Raw genomic sequence first — 19,458 nt, 5'->3', positions numbered from 1 at the left:
GTTGCCGACCTTCTGCACCGCGTCCGCGGCGAGGATCCGGGCCGTATCGACGGCTCTGGTGTCCAGATCGGTCCAGTCGGCGGGGTGGTTCGGCTGAGTGAGCGCGCGGATGTCGTCTGTGACTGACACGACCGAGGTTCTCCTGACGTTCTCGTCAACGATGCGGTTGTGGGCGGCGGGATGTTTCGCTGCGGTTCGATCCTGTGATGCGCCGCGTTCAGTTGGGGGCACGTGGCGCACCGATCTACGTCCACCCTAAAGGTCGGCGTTTCTTGGTCATACGGGAACCCGGATTCACCGGCGGATGTGTCGCTGGATAGATGTCGCGCGCCGACCTGTTCGTGACTACCCCGTGAACGCATCGCGAACCGGACTCGGCGCGCGTCACAGGTGGACCTGGTCGGGAGCATGGTCGCCGACGGTCTACCATGCTCTGTAGTAGTGGCCGCGCCGCACAGGACTGTGTCTAGGGAACGGCAGAGCGCGCTGCTAGTTCCAGACCGGATCAGAATGCACGGCGTGCGAGGAGAAACAGTGCGGATTGGGCAACAGCCGGGTGGCGCTCACGGCTCCTCCGGGGCGGTGCTCGCCGAGCGTGTCACGGGCAGCGGCCCGCTGTCGGCGGCGACCAGGCGGGTGCTCGCCTACATCGCGCTCACCAAGCCCCGCGTCATCGAGTTGCTGCTCGTCGCAACGATTCCCACCATGCTGCTGGCCTCGCGCGGCGAGGTGAAGATCGGGCTCATCCTGGCCACCCTGTTCGGCGGCTGGATGGGTGCTGCGTCGGCGAACACGCTCAACTGTGTCGCCGACGCCGATATCGACAAGGTGATGAAGCGGACCTCCAAGCGTCCGCTCGCCCGCGAGGCGGTGCCGACCCGCAACGCTTTCGTCTTCGGCGTCACCCTCGGCCTGGCCTCCTTCGCCTGGCTGTGGTGGCAGGCCAACCTGCTCTCGGGCGCACTCGTCGTGGCGACGATCCTGTTCTACGTCTTCGTCTACACCCTCGGGTTGAAGCGCCGCACCTCCCAGAACGTGGTCTGGGGCGGTGCCGCCGGTTGCATGCCCGTGCTCGTCGGCTGGTCCGCGGTCACCGGCACCATCGGCTGGCCCTCGATCGTGCTGTTCCTGGTCATCTTCTTCTGGACCCCGCCGCACACCTGGGCGCTCGCGATGCGCTACAAGGAGGACTACAAGGCCGCGGGCGTCCCGATGCTCCCGGTCGTGGCCACCGAGGAAACGGTCACCAAACAGATCGTCCTCTACACCTGGGCCACCGTCCTGGCCACCCTCGCCCTGGTCCCCGCCGCCGGCGTCATCTACGCCGCCGTAGCCCTCGTGGCCGGCGCCTGGTTCCTGCTGATGGCCCACCAGCTCTACTCCGGCGTCCGCAAGGGCGAATCGGTGAAGCCGCTGCGCCTGTTCCTCCAGTCCAACAACTACCTCGCCGTGGTCTTCTGCGGCCTGGCAGTCGACTCCGTCCTCGGCTGGAACTCCCTCGGCCACACCCTCTTCGGCTGGGCCTGACACCGCTGCGAATTTCTCCGGGCGTGATGTCGATTCGGGGTATCGCCGTTCGATGACTGGGTAAAGGGCGGAAACGCCGCCCACTCGGTCGAGAGGAACGCGCCATGCCGAAACTTCGTGTCCACAACTTCTGCGTCTCGTTGGACGGATTCGCCGCCGGGCCCGATCAAGGACCCGACGCGCCGCTGGGGGTCGGGGGAGAACGGCTGCACGACTGGGTTTTCCGCACCCGCTACGGCATGGAAATGAGCGGGGACGGCGGTGGTGAGGTTGGGGCCGACAACGATCTGCTCGCGGCGGGGGATGCGGGGATCGGCGCGACCATCATGGGGCGCAATATGTTCGGGCCTGTGCGGGGCGAGTGGCCCGATGAATCGTGGACCGGATGGTGGGGTGACAATCCGCCCTATCACCACGACACCTTCGTGATGACCCATTACGCGCGGCCCTCGCTGACCATGGAGGGCGACACCACCTTTCACTTTGTGAACGACACTCCGGATGCGGTGCTGAAGCGTGCCTTCGATGCAGCTCAGGGACTCGATGTTCGGCTCGGTGGTGGGGCGGGGACCATTCGGCAGTTCCTTGCGGCGGGGCTGGTCGACGAGCTGCATCTGGCGATCGTCCCGATCCTGTTGGGATCGGGGGAGCGGCTGTTCGAGAATCTCGGGACGCTACCCGGCTACCGGGTTTCGGACATGCTCAGCACCAAGGCGGTCACGCACGTCTGGTTGACCAGGAGCTGAAGCGGTCAGTCGGCGATCGATCTGATCGCTTCGGTGACCGCCGCCAGGGCCAGCAGGCGGACGATGTCGACGTCGGTGGCGATTTCGCCGGTGGCGGCGGCGATGAAGCCGTCGCCGTCGAAGCGGGTATGGGGCGGGGTCAGGGCGCGTGAGAGTCCGTCGTGGGCGCCCTGAGCGACGATTCGGCAGCCGACTTTGTCCAGGCGGGCGTTGGTTATCACCGCGCCGATGGTGGTGTGGGTTCGTGAGCTCGTGAAATCGAAGGGGTGCTGCAGCAGCGCCAGTGCGTCGAAGGAGATCTCCTCGGTGCCGTGATCGATGTCGCCGAAGGCGTTCACCGCGCACACGGCAGCGACGACCACCTCACCCAATCGTTTTTCGGCATAACCGATCCCGCCGGGCAGCCGACCTTCCGGCCCTCGCCAATGTCCGACATATGCCCCGGCTCCGGCACCGACCCGGCCGTGCAAGAGCTGCTCACCGCTGCTCGCCCGCGCGGCGGCGTACCCCTGCTCGGCTCCCGGTCGGGCCCTGGAATCCCCAGCGCCCAAATCGAAGAGGGCCAGGGTGGGAACGATCGGCACCCGCCCGCCCGGCGTGGGCACTCCGCGTCCTTGTTCTTCGAGGTAGCGCATCACCCCGTCCGCGCTGGCCAGCCCGAACGCCGAACCTCCGGTCAGCACAATGGCATCCACGGTGTTTACGGCCTTGTCGGGTGCCAGCGCGTCCAGTTCCCGGCTCGCGGGCGCTCCACCTCGAACCTCACAGGAGCCGGTTGTCCCTTCGGGCAGCACCAGCACGGTGGTTCCGGTCTCCCCAACCGAATCGGTCCAGTGCCCCACCCGAACCCCGTCGATCCCGATCCCCATAGCGCACCTCCGCGTCGCATGTGATCCACACCGGCCCAGCGCCTTTCGTCTCGATCATCCCACCCGCCCGGTCGGCGGAGCTGTGAGATATCCCCCAGCGGAGCAAGCGTCGATCACCGGGAAACCGGTGTCCGGCTGGCAGGATGACGGCATGGAGCGGGTGCTTGGGATCGGTGGATACTTTCTGCGGGCCGCGGACCCGGAGGTGTTGAGCGCGTGGTACCGCGACTGCCTGGGGCTGGACGCCGACGCACACGGCCTGTGGTCGCAGCAGGCCGGGCCGACCGTGTTCGCGACCTTCGAAGCCGACACCGACTACTTCGGCTCGCGTGCACAGCAGACCATGCTCAACTTCCGGGTACGCGACCTGGACGCGATGCTCGCGCAATTGCGTGCCAAGGGCGCGGATGTCGCCGAGGAGACCCAGGACATGGACGGTGTCGGGCGCTTCGGCTGGGTCACCGACCCGGCGGGCAACCGAATCGAATTGTGGCAATCCGCCTGAGGTCTTGGACGGCGGCGGAGGCCGCGGCGATCGACCACCGCCATGGACGGTGACGATGGGCTGCGGCCTCCGCCGCAAGGGTTTTCGCGGGACGGTCAGATGCCGAACGGTGCGGCGTAGCGCACGGTGCCGGCGGGGAGCGGCTCATGGGTGAGGCTCAGGGCCATGAGCGCCTCGTCGGGTACCTCGATGCTGAGACCGATGCCGTGGCTGCTGGCCCGATCGAAGCCGAACCGCGGGTAGTAGGTCGGGTGGCCCAGTACGACGACGAAGGATTCGCCGTGGTCGCGGGCCGTGTTGAGGACTGCGCGGATGGCGGCCGAGCCCGCGCCGGTGCGCTGATACTCCGGCAGGACCGAGCACGGTGCCAGGCACAGCGCCGCGGTGTCACCGATGTGGCAGCGGGTGAGCAGGGCGTGGCCGATCGGGTTGCCGTCGCTGTCGGTGCTGAGCATGGACAGGCCGTCGAGCCACGCCGGGTCGGTGCGCAGTGCGTCGACGAGGTCTGCCTCCTCGGCGGTGTCGAAGGCGGCCAACGTGATTCGGCGAATATCGTCGATATCGGCTGCGGTTTCGGAACGGGTCAGCCAGAACTGGTTGATGGACATGGTCGAAACTCCTGGATTGTCATGTCGGACAAGGGGTGATACAGGAGTGACCGCTGTCGGCACGGCGGGAGGAAACCCGACGTCGATCGTGGGGACCGGGTGGCGCGAAGCGTCGGTTCGCGATGCGGCGAACGTCAGTTCGCGATGCGAAGGGTGAGGCGACCAACGATGCCACCGGCGACAGCGGTCTTCGGCACGGTCATCAACTCACCTCCGGTTATGCGCTACGGCTGAATACGAACCCCGACAGCCTACCGGACTGGACGTCCGCCCAGCCATTGTGGGTTGCCGATCTCACTGTCCGCGCGGCGACCGCCTCCGAAGTCTCCGGGCGGCCGCCGTGCCGCGATGCGCCTACCGCTCGGCTTCGGCGTCCAGCACCGCGCGGAGTTTGGCGGCGAAGGGTTCGGGCTGGCCGGGGTAGCCGGAGTCGGAGCCGGTGAAGCCGCCGTGGTGGCTGGGGAAGATGACGGGGGTGGTGCCCAGCAGGGCGGCGGTGGCTTCGGCGGTGCGGGCGGTGAGGGTGCCTGCGGATTCCTCGCCTACCGCGATAAGGATGCGGGTGGTTGCCGCTTGCAGGGCGGCGATGTCGGGGGTGTAGGCGGTGATGGCATCGGAGCGGTCGGAGAGCAGGGGGTCGTCGCGGGTGCCGTCGTCCTCGGTGGGCATGCCGAACATGGCCGGGTCGGCGGGCGGCTGGGCGAAGTAGGCCTCGGTGAATTCGCCCTGCCAGGAGGTGAGTGCGATGAAGGCGGCCATACCGGCGAAAGAGCCCTTCGCGCGGTAGGCGTCGCGGACTCCCTGCTGGGCGCGCTCGGCGGCCGCGGCGTCGGGGAGCACCCGCAGGAGCGGAGGCTCGTGCGCGACCAGGGTCGAGATGTCATCCGGGTGTGCCGCGACCAGGGCCAGCGCCGTCACCGCGCCGCCGCTGCTGGCGAACAGATCCACCGGGCCGAACCCCAGCGCGGTCAGCAGGGTGTGCACGTCCTCGGCCTGGACGGTCGGGGAGTTGTCGGTGCGGCCGTCCTTGCGGACGCTGCGGCCCAGGCCGCGCGGGTCGTAGGTGATGACCGTGCGATCCGGGAAATATGAAGCGAGCGTGGCGAATCCGGCCGCGGTCATGGGCTGGCCGATCATCAGCAGCGGGCGATGCGCGCTCTCGGCGGGTGTGGCACCCAGCAGGTCGTAGGCCAGGTCGGCTTCCGGGGTCTCGAGGATGTGTTCGCTCATAGTCTTGTAGACGGTACGGCGCACCGGAATTCATCGGCGGAATTTGTGACACCATGTCGGAGGGACGATCGAACCGACGGGGGAGACCGTGGCACAGGGCATTCGCGGCAGACTGGCGGCGATCGCCGGGGTGTGCGCGATGCTCGTCGCGGTGACCGGTTGCGGAGGTGACCAGCGCGCGCCGACGCGCCCACCGCCCGCGGGCGCGGTCATCACCCTCGACGGCGCGGTCTACGGCCGCCCGATCGTGGTGGGCGACACCGTCATCGCCGCCACCGAGAACGATTCGGTCTACGCCGTCACCGGCGACACCGTCCGCTGGCGCACCCACCTGGCCGAGCCGATGCCCCGGTCCGAACTGCCGTGCGGCAATATCGACCCCGTCGGCATCACCGGCAGCCCCGCCTATGATGCCGCCGCCCATCGCGTCTATGTGATCGCCGAATCCACCGGCGCACACAAAACCCTCTTCGGCCTCGACTCCGAAACCGGCGCGGTGACCCTGCGGGTACCGGTCGACCCGCCCTTCGGTGACCCGCCCGCTTACCTGCAGCGCCCGGCACTCACCTTCCGTGACGGCCGTGTCTACGCGGCCTTCGGCGGCAACTACGGCGACTGCGGCACCTACACCGGAGCCGTTGCGTCCGTGGACGTTTCCACCAGCGCGGTCACCTGGTACCGGGCCTCGACGAGTGGCCGCGGCGGCATCTGGGCACCAGGACCAGCGGCGGAAACCAATGGGCTGCTGTTCTATTCGGTCGGCAACGGCAATGCCGAACCAGGATCCGCCTATGACGACACCGATTCCGTCATCGCCCTGACCCCCGACCTGCAACGCGCCGACTTCTTCGCGCCCGCGACCTGGGCGCAGGACAACGAGGACGACAAAGACCTCGGCACCATGAACCCGGCCGTGGTCAACGGATTCCTCATCATGGCTGGTAAATCCGGAGACGGCCACATCCTCGATCCCGCCCACCTGGGCGGAATCTCCTCCAGGGCACCGGATTTCACCGGATGCCGCGCCTTCGGTGCGGCGGCGGTCGACCGCGACATCGCCTACCTGCCCTGCGCCAACGGCACCACCGCGATTCGCGTCACCGCCACCGGCGCCGCCACGGTGCTCTGGCACACCGGCGTCCCCGCCAACGGGCCCCCGCTGCTCGCCGCCAACCGGATCTGGGCCACCGACTGGCACCGCAACACCCTCTACGCCCTCGATCCCGCGACCGGAAACGTCCTGGCCCAGTACGGAACCGAGGAGCTCCCGCACTTCGCCACACCCGCGCTCGTCAACGGCTCCCTCGTGCTCGGCACCATGTCCGGCATCGAGTACATCCGACTGCCCTAGCCCACAAAGAGATTCGACCCGCACCCGAATCCGCGAGCCGACGCCGTCAATTGCACGGCTGCAGTGGGAAGCAAGCGGGCGGAATCGTGGTGTGCGGCAAAGTCGGATCGGTGGTGCGGCTCGTCGTGGTGGTCGTCTCCACCACCACCGGCCCGTGCTGGCGGTCCTTGCTCGGAGACGGCGAGGTGCGGCCCGTGCATGCGATGGCGATGATCAGGATGACCACCGCCAGAATCAGCCCGCCGATGATCGGGATATCCTTGCGCCGCCGCTGCCCGCTCCCGCGCGTCGACTGCCGATTGGTCCACAGCGGAAACCCGCTACCGGGCTGCTGCCCCTGCTGCTGCCGCTGGTCCTGCGGCGCGAAACCGCCCGGAGCAGGCCCTGATTGGGGGCCCGGACCGAATCCCGGCGCGGGCGGGCGCGGCGGCTGCCCGCCCGGTGCGGGGCCGGGCTGCGGTGGCCGCATACCCGGCACGGGCGTCGGCGGCGGGGCACTGCGGCCCGGACCCTGTGGGTTCGCGGCCTGCGGATTCGAGGTCTGCCCGACCGGCGGCATACCGGTGACCGCGGAATAGGCCGCCGCGGCCTCGGCGGCCGACGCCGCCGCGGGAATCGCGGACTGCGCGCTCGCCCCCGCCCGGCCCGACGGAACGGCGGGGCCTTGCGGCACGACGACCGGACGGCCCTCGCCACCCGGCCCGGCCGCACCCGGACGACCCTGCCCGCCACCGGTCTCCGACCCACGCTCGACCGGTTCCAATTTGCCCGAATCACCCGGTCCCTGAGCCGGATACGTCGTCGGCACCGACGGCACCATCACCTCGGTGGCGCGGGTCGAGAACGGCAGCGGCGCGTCCCGCGCCGAATCCGGCACCGGGAATCCCTCGGCCACCAGATCGGAATAGGTTGCCGCGGCGGCGAACCCGAGCGCCCCCAGCGCCTGCCCGACCTGCGCGGCATCCCACGACGGCGCGGCGCCCTCGGCCAGCTTGGTGAAATACGCCCGCAGCGAGGACGGCCCGTCCCCGATCAGCACATCGATCCCGGCCGGCAGCGCGCCCTTCTCCAGCTTCACCCGCGAACCCAGTTGCGGCACCAGCAACACCAGCCCGCTGACCGGCACATGCTCACGCCCGGGCGCCGAGCGCAACTGCATCGCCAGATCCACCGTCTGCTGCCGCACCCGTTCGAGCGGATCGGCATCCCCGTCCAGCGGCGCGGGCTTGCCGTCGACGGTCCACGGCTGGTCCTGCGCGCACGACAGCGTCCCGGTCACCCGCTCGGCGAAGCCGTGCACGCCCACCACCACGCAGGTCTGCGGCGTCCACACCACCACATCGGCGTCCTGGCACTGCACCACCGCGATCCCGGGCACGGCGTGCGGCCCGCTCCAGGATTTGAGCCAGTTCACCACGGTGCGTTCGGTGCTCGACAGCCGCGACGGGTCGTCGTTACGGACCTTCACCAACATCCCAGACCACCTCTGACCGATGCCTCTACCTGCCGGCCGCCCGAACCCTACGCCGCGACCACCTTACGGGGTCGCGGCGTCCTCGCGTGGCCGAAAATGTTCGGTCAGGACGAATCGTCTTGCGCGGCAGCATGATCATTCTGCACGGTGGGGCAACTCTCGGGCGCTCAGGGGCTTCTCCTGAAGCCCCGTCCGGCGGCAACCCCGCACTGTCCCCGAGGGGACCGGGCAGTCGATCAACTGCCGGATGCGGTTCAGCCGCCGATGAATCCGACATACCCGTCAGGTCGGACGAGCACACGCGTGTGGGCGTTTGCCTGATAGGAGCGCTGGGCGTGGCCGTCGGCATCGACGAACTCGCCCACACCGGGCTGCGATCCCGCTGCGAGGACGCGAACCACCTTGGTATCGGTCGCGATCGAGGCCACCGACCCGTCCCCGGCCTCGGGGCCGAACTCCAGCAGCGTGGCGTGCGGGCCGCTGAACAGCTCGAACAGTCGCACGGTCTTGCCGTTCGCATCGGTCAGCGGAGCATCCGGGGCGCGATCGCCGACCTGAAGCCCGTCGCCCGGCTCGGTGCGGTAGCTGATGTCGAGCTGGTGGGTGCCCTCGCGATCCATGGCATCCGGATCCCCCTTGACGGTGCGATCCAGCAGCTCACTGCTCAACCCGAGCACCCGCGCGGCAGTGGTGCGGCGCTCGGTCTCGTAGGAATCCAGCAGCGCCTCACTGCCGGGACCCGGATTGCGCAGCGCGACTTCCAGTTTCCAGCCCAGGTTGTAGGCGTCCTGCACACCGGTGTTGAGGCCCTGCCCGCCGGTCGGCGGATGCACGTGCGCGGCGTCCCCGGCCAGGAATACCCGCCCGACCCGATACCGCTGCGCGAGCCGCACATTCGGCCGCCACACCGTCGACCAGGTCAGCTCCGACAGCACGATGTCCTCGCGGCGGGAGCGGCGGGTGACGAAATCCTGCAGCACCGCCAGATCGGTGCCGGAGTCGACATCCAGCCCGGTGGCGAACTGGAACCTGCGCCCGCCCGGCAGCGGCATCAGCGCGATCCCGTCCATGGGCGCGGACGAATCGGAGAACCAGTACCCGACCGAGTGGTCGAGGACATCGGCGCGGACATCGCCGAGCAGCATGCGGATCGACTCGTCGGTGCTGCCCTCGAACGCGATGCCCAGCGCCTTGCGCACGGTGCTGCGCCCGCCGTCCGCGCCGACCAGATAGTCCACGCGCACGCTCTCGCGCGCCCCGGCATGCTCGAGGACCGCGGTCACCCCGTCGTCGTCACCGTCGAATTCCACCAGGGCCGTGCCCAATTCGACCCGCACCCCGAATTCGGCCAGCCGCTCGCGCAGCACCCGTTCGGTGTCGGCCTGGGCCAGCACCCACGGATTCGGGTGCGGCACCTCGGAGGTGGGCTCGCGCCACTGGCTCATCCGCCGTTCCATCACGAACTGCCCGTCCATGTGGATCAGCAGCGGCGCTTGCGGCATGCCCTGCGCCAGGACCGCGTCGAGCACCCCGAGGTCTTCGAACACCTCGAGGGTGCGCGGTTGGATACCGTCCCCGCGCGACCCGGCGAAGAACTCCTCCGCCTTGTCGATGACGCGCACCGCGATGCCGCGCCGGGCCAGATCGATGGCGAGGGTGAGCCCGGTCGGGCCGGCTCCCGCGACGAGGACCTGCGTGTTCATGGCAACTCCTGAAACTGAATTATGATTCACTGAATGTGGATTCAGTATTGAGGGTGGTACGTTCCGCTGTCAAGAGGAGGTGGAATGTGGCAGCCAACCCGGGTGCGAAAGCGCAACGCCGCAGCGAGAAATCGGCCGAGACCGAGCAGGCGCTCAAGCAGGCCGCGCACCGGCTGTTCGCCGAACGCGGCTACCTCAACACCAAGATCACCGACATCACCGCGGCGGCCGGCCGCGCCGCGGGGTCGTTCTACAACCATTTCGCGAGCAAGGAAGAACTGCTCTCGGCGCTGCTGAAAGACCTTGCCGACGAAAGCGATACCTCCGCCGAGGACCCCGCGCACATCGCCGATTTCACCGACCCGGAATCGGTGCGCTACCACGTCGCGGCCTACTGGAACTTCGGCCGCCGGAACTGGCCGGTGCTGCGCGCGGTGAGTCAGGCCGCCCTGGTCAACGACGACTTCGCCCGCATCGCAGCACGATTCGCCACCGAGCAGCGCGAGGAGGTGGCCGACCACCTCGACGGTTTCGGCCCCGCCGGGCTACGCCTGCCCGGTCCGCCCGAGGTCAGCCTGGCCATGATGTTCCAGTCCGCCACCGGTCTGTTGCAGGCCGTCGAGGAGGGCGGCATGCAGATGACCGACGAGCAGGCCATCGACGCCCTCACCCGATTCGTCTACCGCGGGCTCACCGGCCGCGACCTCGACTGACGAAAAAGCCGGTGCCCGAACGTATTCGGGCACCGGCGGGTCCGTTCAGGACGTCAGGGCGAATTCGTTCAGGGCACCAGGACGATGGACCCGGTGGTCTTGCGGCCCTCGAGATCCCGGTGGGCCTGTTCGGCATCGGCCAGGGGGTAGCTGCCGCCGATTCGGATGTGCAGGGTGCCGTCGGCGATGGCGTTCATGATGTCGTTTGCGCGCCACAGCAATTCGGCGCGGTCGCGGGTGTAGTGGACCAGCGTCGGGCGCGTCACGAACAGTGAGCCCAGCGGATTGAGCCGCTGCAGATCGAACGGCGGCACCGGTCCGCTCGCCCCGCCGAACAGCGCGACCGTGCCGCGCACCCGCGTCGAAGCCAGGCTCGCCTCGAAGGTGGATGCCCCGACGCCGTCGTAGGCCGCGGCCACACCGACGCCGCCGGTGAGTTCCCGTACCCGCCCGGCGATATCGTCGTCGTAGCGCAGAACCTCGGAAGCCCCGGCGTCGCGCGAGAGCTTTTCCTTGTCGTCGGTGGACACCGTGGTGATCACCCGGACCCCGCGCGCCGAGAGCAGCTGGGTCAGGATCAGGCCCACCCCGCCCGCGCCCGCGTGCACCAGCACGGCCTCGCCCGGCTGCGGCTTGTAGATCGACTCGATCAGGTAGTGCGCGGTCATGCCCTGCAGCAGCGCCGAGGCGGCGGTCGGCGCGTTCACGCCGTCGGGCACCGGAATCGCCACGGCCGCAGGCACGACCACCTGCTCGGCGTAGCTGCCCGGCGCGGCCGCCCACGCCACGCGATCGCCCACCGAGAACTCGGTGACCTCGGGTCCGACCGCGGTCACCACACCGCTACCCTCCGAGCCCGGGATGTAGGGCACCGGCGTCGGGTACCGCCCGGTCCGAATGTAGGTGTCGATGAAGTTGATTCCGGCGGCCTCGACCCGCACCAGCAGCTGCCCGGCCCCGACCTGCGGGTCCGGCACCTCCACGTATCGCAGGACTTCGGGACCGCCGTGCTCGGAAACCTGGATGGCGCGCATGAATCCAGTCTTACACCGCGCCCGTACCCCGGTGCGCGGCGGCTCACGGAGTGTGAGTTGTGCCGTGGTTCATAGACCCTGAATTACCCGTGGGTAAACTGCCTGCCATGAGCGCTACTGCCGCCCCGGCATCCGAGAAAGTCTCGCCGTCCGTCGTGGATTCCGTGAAGGGATTCGTGGCCGAGCACGGCGGTTCCGCCACCGCGGTGCTGCAGCCCGTCGGCCGCGTCGGCGTCCGCGTCACCCTGGTCGGCGCCGACGGCGTCCTCGGTGACCGCGTCGTGGGTTCGCTGGCCGCGGCCAAGGTCCTCGTCGAGACCGTCGACGGCCTGTCCGAGACCGAGGAATGGGATCGCGAGCTCATCTCGAAGGTCACCCCCGCGAAGGGCCACTGGGCCAAGATGGCAGGCTGGGTAGCCAAGCAGAAGCGATTCCCCAAGGCGCGCAACGAGAAGTGACCGCGCCCGCAGCAGGCGGGGGCGGAAAGGACCGGATCGACGTGGCAGGGCGCGTGACCAAGCAAGCGCAGCTCCGTTCGGCGCTGACCACCCTGTGCGCGAATCTGCGTCCCGGCGAGATGCTGCCCAGCGAACGCCAGTTGTGCGACGACTACCGCGTCAGCCGCATGACCGTGCGCGAGGTGCTGGGCCAGCTCGAATCCGAGGGCGTCATCACCCGCATTCCGGGCAAGGGCACCTTCGTGGCCGAGCGGGTCGCCCGCTCGCGCCTGCACATGGCCTCGTTTTCCGATGACATGCGCCGCCTGGGCCGCACCCCCTCGACCGTGGTGCTGCACACCGATTTCGCGGTCCCGCCCCCGGCGTCGGTGACCGCGCTCGGAATTCCCGCCAATACCAAGGCTATTCACCTGGTCCGCCTGCGCCTGGCCGACGGGCTGCCCATGTCCATCGACGACGGCTGGTACCGCGCCGATCTGCTACCGGAACTGCTGGACAAGGACCTGACGCAGTCGCTGTACGCGCTGTTCGCCCGCGAATACGGCTGCCCCATCGACCGCGCGGAGCAGAGTGTGCGCGCGGTGGCCGCCGACGAGCGGCACGCGGGCTGGCTGGGCACCGAAACCGGTTGTCCGCTACTGGCTTTCGACCGCATCTCGTATTCGCGCGATCGGGCCGTCGAGCACGCGCAGTCCTGGTATCGCGCCGATCGCTACCAGGTGTACATGACCGTCTCGGCCGAAGACAGCTAGCGCCGCAACATCTTCGGGCCGCAAGGGCCGCAAAATGATTGAGCCGCCGCCCGATTGGGCGGCGGCTCGATTCGTCTCACCCGACGCTCACATGGAGAACAGCACCGAACCGGTGGTGACCGGCCCGCTCACGGGGTCCTTCGCCGAGCCCGGCGCGCTGTCCATGACCACGACCGGCACGGCCGCGCTCAGGCCCAGGCGGCGAACGGCATTGGGGGAGAAGGTGATCAGCGGATCGCCGGCGCTGACCTTATCGCCCTCGGCGGCCTTCACCTCGAAGATGTCGGACTTGCCGACGGTATCGATGCCGACGTGCAGCAGCACGCCGGTGCCGTCGTCGGTGACGATGACCGCGGCGTGCGGGTGCAGCTTCACGATGGACCCGCTGACCGGGGCGACCACCGTGGTGGCGTCATCGGTGTCGAGCGGTTCGATGGCCACGCCCGCCCCGACCATCTCCGCGGAGAAGACCGGATCGGGGACCTCGGACATGGGCATGGCGACGCCGTCCAGCGGCGCGAGAATCTCGATGCTCATGGCGCTCAGAGCATGTCGTTGATGTCTTCGGCCAGGGCGTCGGCCGTGGGCCCGACCACAACCTGCACCGCGGCACCGGCCTTGACGACACCGTGCGCACCGGCCGCCTTCAGCGCCTTCTCGTCCACCTTGCTGGCGTCCTTGATTTCGCAGCGCAGGCGGGTGATGCACCCCTCCACCTCGATGATGTTGTCGAGACCACCCAGGCCCTCAACGATTTGATTCGCTTTCGACATGATTTCCTCCGAGCGTGTCGAGTAGACAAAACTGGTTATAACCAGTATATGTCTGGTTATAACCAGTCACGGTAACTGACGCTGAACAGTACTCGTGACTCCATTCACAGACTGAGGACCACACCCATGGCCGATGCCGTCGAGAGCTCTCGCAAGAAGCTCGATCTATCGGGACTGCAGAAGCTCGGCCGCAGCTTGATGCTGCCGATTGCCACGCTACCCGCTGCCGGACTGTTGCTGCGTCTAGGACAGGACGACATGCTCGGCCGCTGGTCCGCGCTCAAGACTGTCGCCGATGTTCTCGCCGCCGCAGGTGGCGCGCTCATCGACAACCTGCCCCTACTCTTCGCCGTCGGCATCGCCATCGGCTGGGCCAAGAAGGCCGACGGCTCCACCGCGCTCGCCGCGGTCGTCGGCTACCTCGCCTTCAACGGCGTGCTCAAGGCCATGTCGCCGGTCGTGCTGGAAGGCAAGGTCGACGCGAAAGGCGCTCAGGCGCTGGTGAATTTCGGTGTCCTCGGCGGCATCGTGATCGGTCTTACCGCGGCGACGCTGTGGACCCGCTTCCACCGCACCCAGTTGCCCGACTACCTCGGCTTCTTCTCGGGCCGCCGCCTGGTGCCGATCCTGACCGCCTGCGCGGCCGTCGTGCTCGGCGTGCTGATGTCGTTCATCTACCCGGCCTTCAACTCCGGGCTGACCTCGCTGGGCAACTTCGTCGCCGACAACTCGGTCGTCGGCGGCGGCATCTTCGGGTTCGCCAACCGGATGCTGTTGCCGCTGGGCCTGCACCACATCATCAACTCCGTGGTCTGGTTCGTGCTGGGCGACTACACCACCGGCGGGCAGACCTACCACGGTGACATCGCCATGTTCCTGCACGGCGACCCGCACGCCGGCACCTTCATGACCGGCTTCTTCCCGATCATGATGTTCGGCCTGCCCGCCGCCGCGCTGGCCATCTGGCGCCACGCCAAGCCGGAGAACAAGAAGATGATCGGCGGTATCATGCTGTCGACCGGCCTGACCGCGTTCCTGACCGGTATCACCGAGCCGCTGGAGTTCTCGTTCATCTTCGTGGCCTGGCCGCTGCTGCTGATCCACGCGATCTTTACGGGCACTTCGCTGGCGCTGACCAACGCGCTCGGTATCCACGACGGATTCACCTTCTCCGCGGGCGCCATCGACTACCTGCTCAACTTCGGCAAGGCGACCCATCCGCTGCTGCTCATCCCGATCGGCCTCGGCTATGCCGCCCTGTACTACGTCACCTTCAGCTTCATCATCAAGCGCTGGAACCTGAAGACCCCCGGTCGCGAGGACGATGAGGCGGAAACCGAAAAGGAGAATGTCGCAGCATGATCACACGCACCGCCGTCGTTGCGTCCAAGACCGGTCTGCACGCCCGACCCGCCGCCCTGTTCGCCAAGGCCGCCGGGGAAGCCGGTGTCCCCGTGCGGATCTCGGTGGACGGCAAGGATCCCATCGCCGCCAACAGCCTGCTGCAGGTGATGACCCTGGGCGCCAAGCAGGGCGACACCGTCACCCTGCACGCCGAGGACGGGTCCGAGGCGGCCCTGGATAAGCTGGTCGAGATGCTGGAGACAGATCTTGACGCGTGAGGTGCGCGGTGTCGCCGCCGCTCCCGGGATCGCCGTCGGTTCGGTCAAGTGGCTGGCGCCCGCGCCGGTCACCAGCCCGAATGACGCGCCCGGGAGCGACGTCGAGGCCGAAATCGCCCGCGCGGAAGCAGCTTTCGAGACCGTCGCCGCGCGGTATTCGGCCCAGGCGCTCGATGCCAAGGGGCCCGCGGCCGACATCCTGTTCATGACCTCGGCGCTGGCCGCCGATCCGGCGCTGCTGGATCAGGTGCGCGCCGAGATCCGGGGCGGGACCCCGACCGCGCACGCGGTCACCGAGGCGGTCGCGCACTTCGGGGCGCAGTTGGCCGCGCTCGGCGGCATGATGGCCGAGCGGGCCTCGGATCTGAAGGATGTGGGCCAGCGCGTGGTGGCCGAGCTGCTGGGAGTGGAGCCGCCCGGAATTCCGGACAGCGCAACTCCTTTCGTGCTCGCCGCACATGACCTGGCGCCCGCCGATACCGCGACGCTGGACCCGGCCAAGGTGCTCGGGCTGCTGACCGTGGCCGGCGGACCCACCTCGCACACCGCGATTCTGGCCAAGGCACTGGGGATTCCGGCCATTGTGGCCGCCCCGGACGCGGTCGGGATCGCCGAGGACACCGAGGTGGTCCTCGACGGCACCGCCGGTGTCGTCGAGATCGAACCCACCGCGGCGCGTCGCGAGGAAGTGCTCGCTCTCCGTGCGCGCCGAGCGGACGCGCCGACCGGTCCCGGCCGCACCGCCGACGGGCACGCCGTGCCGCTGCTGGCGAATGTCGGCTCGGCCGCCGATGCCGCGCTCGCCGTCGAACTCGGGGCCGAGGGCGTCGGCCTGTTCCGGACCGAATTCCTGTTCCTGGACCGCAAATCGGCCCCCACGGTCGCCGAGCAGACGGACCAGTACGCCGAGATCTTCCGCGTCATGGGCGACCGTCCCGTCACGGTCCGCACCCTCGACGCCGGATCGGACAAGCCGCTGCCGTTCCTGAACCTGCCGGCCGAGGAGAATCCGGCGCTGGGAGTGCGCGGCCTGCGGTTGAGCAGCGTCGATGAGGGGGCGCTGCTCGACCAGCTTTCCGCCATCGAGGCCGCGGCCAAGCAGACCGGCACACCGGTCAAGGTCATGGCCCCGATGGTCGCGACCGTCGAGGAGGCCGGATATTTCGCCGCCCGCGCCGCCGAGGCCGGGCTCGAGACGCGCGGTGTCATGGTCGAGATCCCGGCCGCCGCACTGCGTTCCGGGCAACTGGGCGCCGAGGTGGACTTCTTCTCCATCGGCACCAACGATCTGTCGCAGTACCTGTTCGGCGCGGACCGCATGTCGTCCTCGCTGGCGGCGCTGCACAATCCGTGGCAGCCCGCGCTCGCGGCGGCCATCGCCATGGTGGTCACCGGGGCCAGCACCCATGGGGTGAAGGTCGGCGTGTGCGGCGAATCCGCCTCCAATCCCGACTTCGCGTGCGTGCTGGTCGGTCTCGGCGTCGAAACGCTGTCGATGGCACCACGATCCCTGGCCGGGGTGCGGGCGCGGCTGGCCGAGGTCACCCTGGAACAATGCAAAGCCGCTGCGGCCGCGGTACTTTCGGCCCGCACCGCGGACGACGCCCTGGCCGCCGCACAGAGGGCATTGGGGCGAGATAAGTGAGGACCACCCTGCGCGGCCGGGTCGTCACCCTCACCGAGGCGGGCGAACTCGCCGACGGGGTGGTGTCGTTCGACGGACCGCGGCTCGACTATGTCGGCCCGGCAACGGGATTCGGCGGTGACCTGCCCGACGTGGCTGTTCAGCCGCCGATCATCCTGCCCGGACTCATCGACGTGCACTGCCACGGCGGCGGTGGATACGGGTTCCCCGAAACCGATCCCGAGGGCGTCGCCATCGCCGCGAAATTCCATCGCGCGCACGGCACCACGACGCTGGTCGCCTCCCTGGTCTCGGCCACCGAGGCCGAACTGCGCGAACGCATCGACGTGCTCGGCAAGGGCATCGACGACGGCCTGCTCGCGGGCATCCACCTCGAGGGTCCGTTCATCAGCGAGCACCGGCGCGGCGCCCACGACCCCGAACGGATCCTGCCCGGCGACCCGGCACTGCTGGAGCGTCTCATCGACTATGCGGGCGGGCGCATCGTGTCGGTGACCATCGCCCCGGAAACCGACAATTTCGATGCCCTCGCCGATGTGCTCGCCGACGCGAATGTGATTCTCTCCCTGGGACACACCGTCGCCGACTACGACCGGTCCGTGCACGCCATGCGGCGCGGCTGGCGGGTCTCGATCACCCACCTGTTCAATGCCATGCCCGAACTCGCGCACCGCGACGCCAACTTCCTCACCGCCGCCATGGCCGCGGCCGGGCGCGGGGACGTGGTGGCCGAGGTCATCGCCGACGGCGTGCACCTGGCCGACGGCACCGTGCGCATGGTCTTCGACACCATCGGGCCCGACAACCTGGCGCTGATCACCGACGCCATGGCCGCCGCCGGACAGCCCGACGGGCGCTACCAGCTCGGCAGCCTCGACGTCGTGGTGACCGACGGCGTCTCGCGGATCTACGACCCGCACGGCGAGGGCCCGATCGCCGGTGGCACCGCCACCGCGTCGGACGTGCTGCGCCGCACGGTCTTCCACGCCGGAATCGACCTGAGCGCCGCGGCGACCGCCGCCTGCGCCACCCCGGCCCGGCTACTGGGCATGGCCGACCAGATCGGCGCGTTGCACACAGGGATGCGTGCCGACGTGCTGGTCACCGACCACCACCTCAACCCTGTCGACGTATACAAGGACGGAGCGAAATGGAACTCGTGATCACCGATAACGCGGCCGAGGCCGGAGTGCTGGCCGGCCGCATCATGGCCGACCATGTGCGCCGCGGTGCCCGCGCCATCGGACTGGCCACGGGCTCCTCACCGCTGGGTGCCTATCAGGAGATGATTCGCCAGCACCGGGAGGAAGGGCTCAGTTTCGCCGGGGTGCAGGCGTTCCTGCTCGACGAGTACATCGGGCTGCCGCCCGGGCATCCGCAGTCCTACCGGCAGTTCATTCGTGACGAGTTCACCGCGCACGTGGACTTCGAGGACTCCAACGTCAACAGCCCCGACGGCAACGCCGCCGATATCCCGGCCGCCGCAGCCGATTACGAGCGCAGGATCGCGGAGAACGGACCGATCTCGGTGCAGATCCTGGGCATCGGGGCCAACGGGCACATCGGATTCAACGAACCCGGATCGTCGCTGCGCTCGCGTACCCGGGTCAAGACGCTGACTCCGAAGACTCGCGAGGACAACGCGCGGTTCTTCGAGGACGATCTGTCGCAGGTGCCGACCCACGTGCTCACCCAAGGGCTCGGAACCATCAGCGACGCCGACCATCTGCTCATGATCGCCACCGGCGCGGGCAAGGCCGAGGCGGTCGCGGCCGCGGTGGAGGGCCCGGTCTCGGCGTTCTGCCCGGCGTCGATCCTGCAGATGCATCCGCACGTCACGGTCATCGTCGATCCGGACGCGGCGGCGAATCTGAAGGCCGTCGACTACTACCGGTTCGCGGTGGAGAACAAGCCCTCCTGGCAGAGCTTCTGACGCTCAGCCCTCCTGCTGCATGGCGGTGAACGGGGCCATGTCGAAGTAGTCGCGCCAGGCCGCGATGCGGCCGTCGCGCACTTCGAACACCCCGGTCACCGGCAGCTCGATGTGCTTGTCGCCGATGGTGAACCGGTCGGTGCGCTCATTGAGCACGACGTTGCCGGTGACGGCCTGGTGGTGGATGTCGAAGTCGATGCCGCCGAAGCTGCCGATGAAGCCGCGCAGGAACTCCAGGATCGCGGGCTTGCCGACGAACGGGTCCATCGGGATGTTGTGGTAGACGGCGTCGTCGGTGAAGAACTCGGCAATGGATTCCGGTGTGCCGGTGCGCCATTCGGCGCACAACGCGGTCACGACCGCGGCGGGGGACAGGGTCGTGTGATCGATGCTCACTGCGGTGGGAGACCTTTCCTGCTGAAGACCTGACGTGCTGGAGGCAAAATTTCCCGCCGGTCATGAGGGTGTCAATACCGGTCTCGCGGTGAGACTCTCGCTGGCTGATGTCTCACCGT

General features: G+C 68.6%; 21 protein-coding genes. 12 read left to right on the top strand and 9 right to left on the bottom strand.

What is annotated here, in order from left to right; all coding sequences use genetic code 11:
• Positions 1-534 precede the first annotated feature (534 nt).
• Together ON43_RS19115 and ON43_RS19110 are read left to right on the top strand one after the other, a co-directional pair.
• Positions 535-1,527, top strand: coding sequence for a heme o synthase (locus tag ON43_RS19115; protein ID WP_040809349.1), 993 nt, complete (start codon positions 535-537; stop codon positions 1,525-1,527).
• 104 nt (positions 1,528-1,631) lie between these two features.
• On the top strand, positions 1,632-2,273 hold the full coding sequence (locus tag ON43_RS19110; protein WP_040809347.1) for a dihydrofolate reductase family protein: 642 nt from the start codon (positions 1,632-1,634) through the stop codon (positions 2,271-2,273).
• A 5-nt stretch (positions 2,274-2,278) separates the two neighbouring features.
• Here the strand turns inward: ON43_RS19110 and ON43_RS19105 are convergent, their stop codons facing one another.
• Positions 2,279-3,142: a P1 family peptidase gene (locus ON43_RS19105; RefSeq protein ID WP_040809345.1), complete on the bottom strand. Its 864-nt coding sequence runs from the start codon at positions 3,140-3,142 to the stop codon at positions 2,279-2,281.
• Between the two features lie 151 nt (positions 3,143-3,293).
• Here ON43_RS19105 and ON43_RS19100 point away from each other — a divergent pair, with 151 nt between their 5' ends.
• Complete coding sequence (locus ON43_RS19100; RefSeq protein ID WP_040809387.1) at positions 3,294-3,647, top strand: VOC family protein; 354 nt, start codon at positions 3,294-3,296, stop codon at positions 3,645-3,647.
• A 95-nt stretch (positions 3,648-3,742) separates the two neighbouring features.
• On the opposite strand, the gene ON43_RS19095 is transcribed toward ON43_RS19100, so the two are convergent.
• Both ON43_RS19095 and ON43_RS19090 read right to left on the bottom strand, forming a co-directional pair.
• Positions 3,743-4,255: a GNAT family N-acetyltransferase gene (locus tag ON43_RS19095; protein WP_040809343.1), complete on the bottom strand. Its 513-nt coding sequence runs from the start codon at positions 4,253-4,255 to the stop codon at positions 3,743-3,745.
• 354 nt (positions 4,256-4,609) lie between these two features.
• Positions 4,610-5,485, bottom strand: coding sequence for an alpha/beta fold hydrolase (locus tag ON43_RS19090; protein WP_040809341.1), 876 nt, complete (start codon positions 5,483-5,485; stop codon positions 4,610-4,612).
• Between the two features lie 88 nt (positions 5,486-5,573).
• On the opposite strand from ON43_RS19090, the gene ON43_RS19085 reads away from it, so the two are divergent.
• Entirely contained in the window at positions 5,574-6,836 is a 1,263-nt protein-coding gene (locus ON43_RS19085; RefSeq protein ID WP_051178688.1) for an outer membrane protein assembly factor BamB family protein, read from the top strand.
• Between the two features lie 46 nt (positions 6,837-6,882).
• Here the strand turns inward: ON43_RS19085 and ON43_RS19080 are convergent, their stop codons facing one another.
• Positions 6,883-8,310, bottom strand: coding sequence for a hypothetical protein (locus ON43_RS19080; protein WP_040809339.1), 1,428 nt, complete (start codon positions 8,308-8,310; stop codon positions 6,883-6,885).
• A 254-nt stretch (positions 8,311-8,564) separates the two neighbouring features.
• On the bottom strand, positions 8,565-10,013 hold the full coding sequence (locus ON43_RS19075) for an FAD-dependent monooxygenase (protein ID WP_040809337.1): 1,449 nt from the start codon (positions 10,011-10,013) through the stop codon (positions 8,565-8,567).
• An 86-nt stretch (positions 10,014-10,099) separates the two neighbouring features.
• On the opposite strand from ON43_RS19075, the gene ON43_RS19070 reads away from it, so the two are divergent.
• Positions 10,100-10,726, top strand: a complete 627-nt coding sequence (locus ON43_RS19070) for a TetR/AcrR family transcriptional regulator (protein WP_040809335.1) — start codon at positions 10,100-10,102, stop codon at positions 10,724-10,726.
• Positions 10,727-10,794: 68 nt separating this feature from the next.
• Here ON43_RS19070 and ON43_RS19065 read toward each other — a convergent pair whose 3' ends face one another.
• Entirely contained in the window at positions 10,795-11,760 is a 966-nt protein-coding gene (locus ON43_RS19065; protein ID WP_040809333.1) for a quinone oxidoreductase family protein, read from the bottom strand.
• 107 nt (positions 11,761-11,867) lie between these two features.
• On the opposite strand from ON43_RS19065, the gene ON43_RS19060 reads away from it, so the two are divergent.
• Both ON43_RS19060 and ON43_RS19055 read left to right on the top strand, forming a co-directional pair.
• Positions 11,868-12,218 carry a hypothetical protein gene (locus ON43_RS19060; protein ID WP_040809331.1) on the top strand — a complete coding sequence of 117 codons (351 nt, stop codon included), beginning with the start codon at positions 11,868-11,870 and terminating at the stop codon, positions 12,216-12,218.
• Between the two features lie 53 nt (positions 12,219-12,271).
• Positions 12,272-12,970, top strand: coding sequence for a GntR family transcriptional regulator (locus ON43_RS19055; protein WP_245568660.1), 699 nt, complete (start codon positions 12,272-12,274; stop codon positions 12,968-12,970).
• An 87-nt stretch (positions 12,971-13,057) separates the two neighbouring features.
• Here ON43_RS19055 and ON43_RS19050 read toward each other — a convergent pair whose 3' ends face one another.
• The gene (locus ON43_RS19050) at positions 13,058-13,507 is read right to left on the bottom strand and encodes a PTS sugar transporter subunit IIA (RefSeq protein WP_040809329.1); all 450 of its coding nucleotides are present in this window, start codon (positions 13,505-13,507) and stop codon (positions 13,058-13,060) included.
• Between the two features lie 5 nt (positions 13,508-13,512).
• Positions 13,513-13,743 carry a PTS sugar transporter subunit IIB gene (locus ON43_RS19045; protein ID WP_281033324.1) on the bottom strand — a complete coding sequence of 77 codons (231 nt, stop codon included), beginning with the start codon at positions 13,741-13,743 and terminating at the stop codon, positions 13,513-13,515.
• Positions 13,744-13,869: 126 nt separating this feature from the next.
• Between ON43_RS19045 and ON43_RS19040 the strand changes: the two genes are divergently transcribed.
• Genes ON43_RS19040 through nagB form a run of 5 tightly spaced genes read left to right on the top strand, consistent with a single transcriptional unit; the run spans position 13,870 to position 18,943 of the window.
• Complete coding sequence (locus ON43_RS19040) at positions 13,870-15,105, top strand: PTS transporter subunit EIIC (protein WP_040809325.1); 1,236 nt, start codon at positions 13,870-13,872, stop codon at positions 15,103-15,105.
• Entirely contained in the window at positions 15,102-15,365 is a 264-nt protein-coding gene (locus ON43_RS19035; protein WP_040809323.1) for an HPr family phosphocarrier protein, read from the top strand. Before ON43_RS19040 ends, ON43_RS19035 begins: the two co-directional genes overlap by 4 nt.
• A complete protein-coding gene (gene ptsP, locus ON43_RS19030) occupies positions 15,355-17,010 on the top strand; it encodes a phosphoenolpyruvate--protein phosphotransferase (RefSeq protein ID WP_040809321.1) in 1,656 nt (551 codons plus the stop codon). The genes ON43_RS19035 and ptsP overlap by 11 nt, the downstream gene beginning before the upstream one ends.
• Positions 17,007-18,173 carry an N-acetylglucosamine-6-phosphate deacetylase gene (locus ON43_RS19025; RefSeq protein WP_040809319.1) on the top strand — a complete coding sequence of 389 codons (1,167 nt, stop codon included), beginning with the start codon at positions 17,007-17,009 and terminating at the stop codon, positions 18,171-18,173. Before ptsP ends, ON43_RS19025 begins: the two co-directional genes overlap by 4 nt.
• The gene (gene nagB, locus ON43_RS19020) at positions 18,161-18,943 is read left to right on the top strand and encodes a glucosamine-6-phosphate deaminase (protein ID WP_040809317.1); all 783 of its coding nucleotides are present in this window, start codon (positions 18,161-18,163) and stop codon (positions 18,941-18,943) included. Before ON43_RS19025 ends, nagB begins: the two co-directional genes overlap by 13 nt.
• Before the next feature lie 3 nt (positions 18,944-18,946).
• Here nagB and ON43_RS19015 read toward each other — a convergent pair whose 3' ends face one another.
• The gene (locus ON43_RS19015; RefSeq protein ID WP_040809382.1) at positions 18,947-19,318 is read right to left on the bottom strand and encodes a limonene-1,2-epoxide hydrolase family protein; all 372 of its coding nucleotides are present in this window, start codon (positions 19,316-19,318) and stop codon (positions 18,947-18,949) included.
• Positions 19,319-19,458: the final 140 nt, after the last annotated feature.

Origin of the sequence: Nocardia concava NBRC 100430 (assembly GCF_000308815.1) — a bacterium.
GTDB lineage: Bacteria > Actinomycetota > Actinomycetes > Mycobacteriales > Mycobacteriaceae > Nocardia > Nocardia concava.
This window is presented reverse-complemented; position numbering and strand designations above follow the sequence as displayed.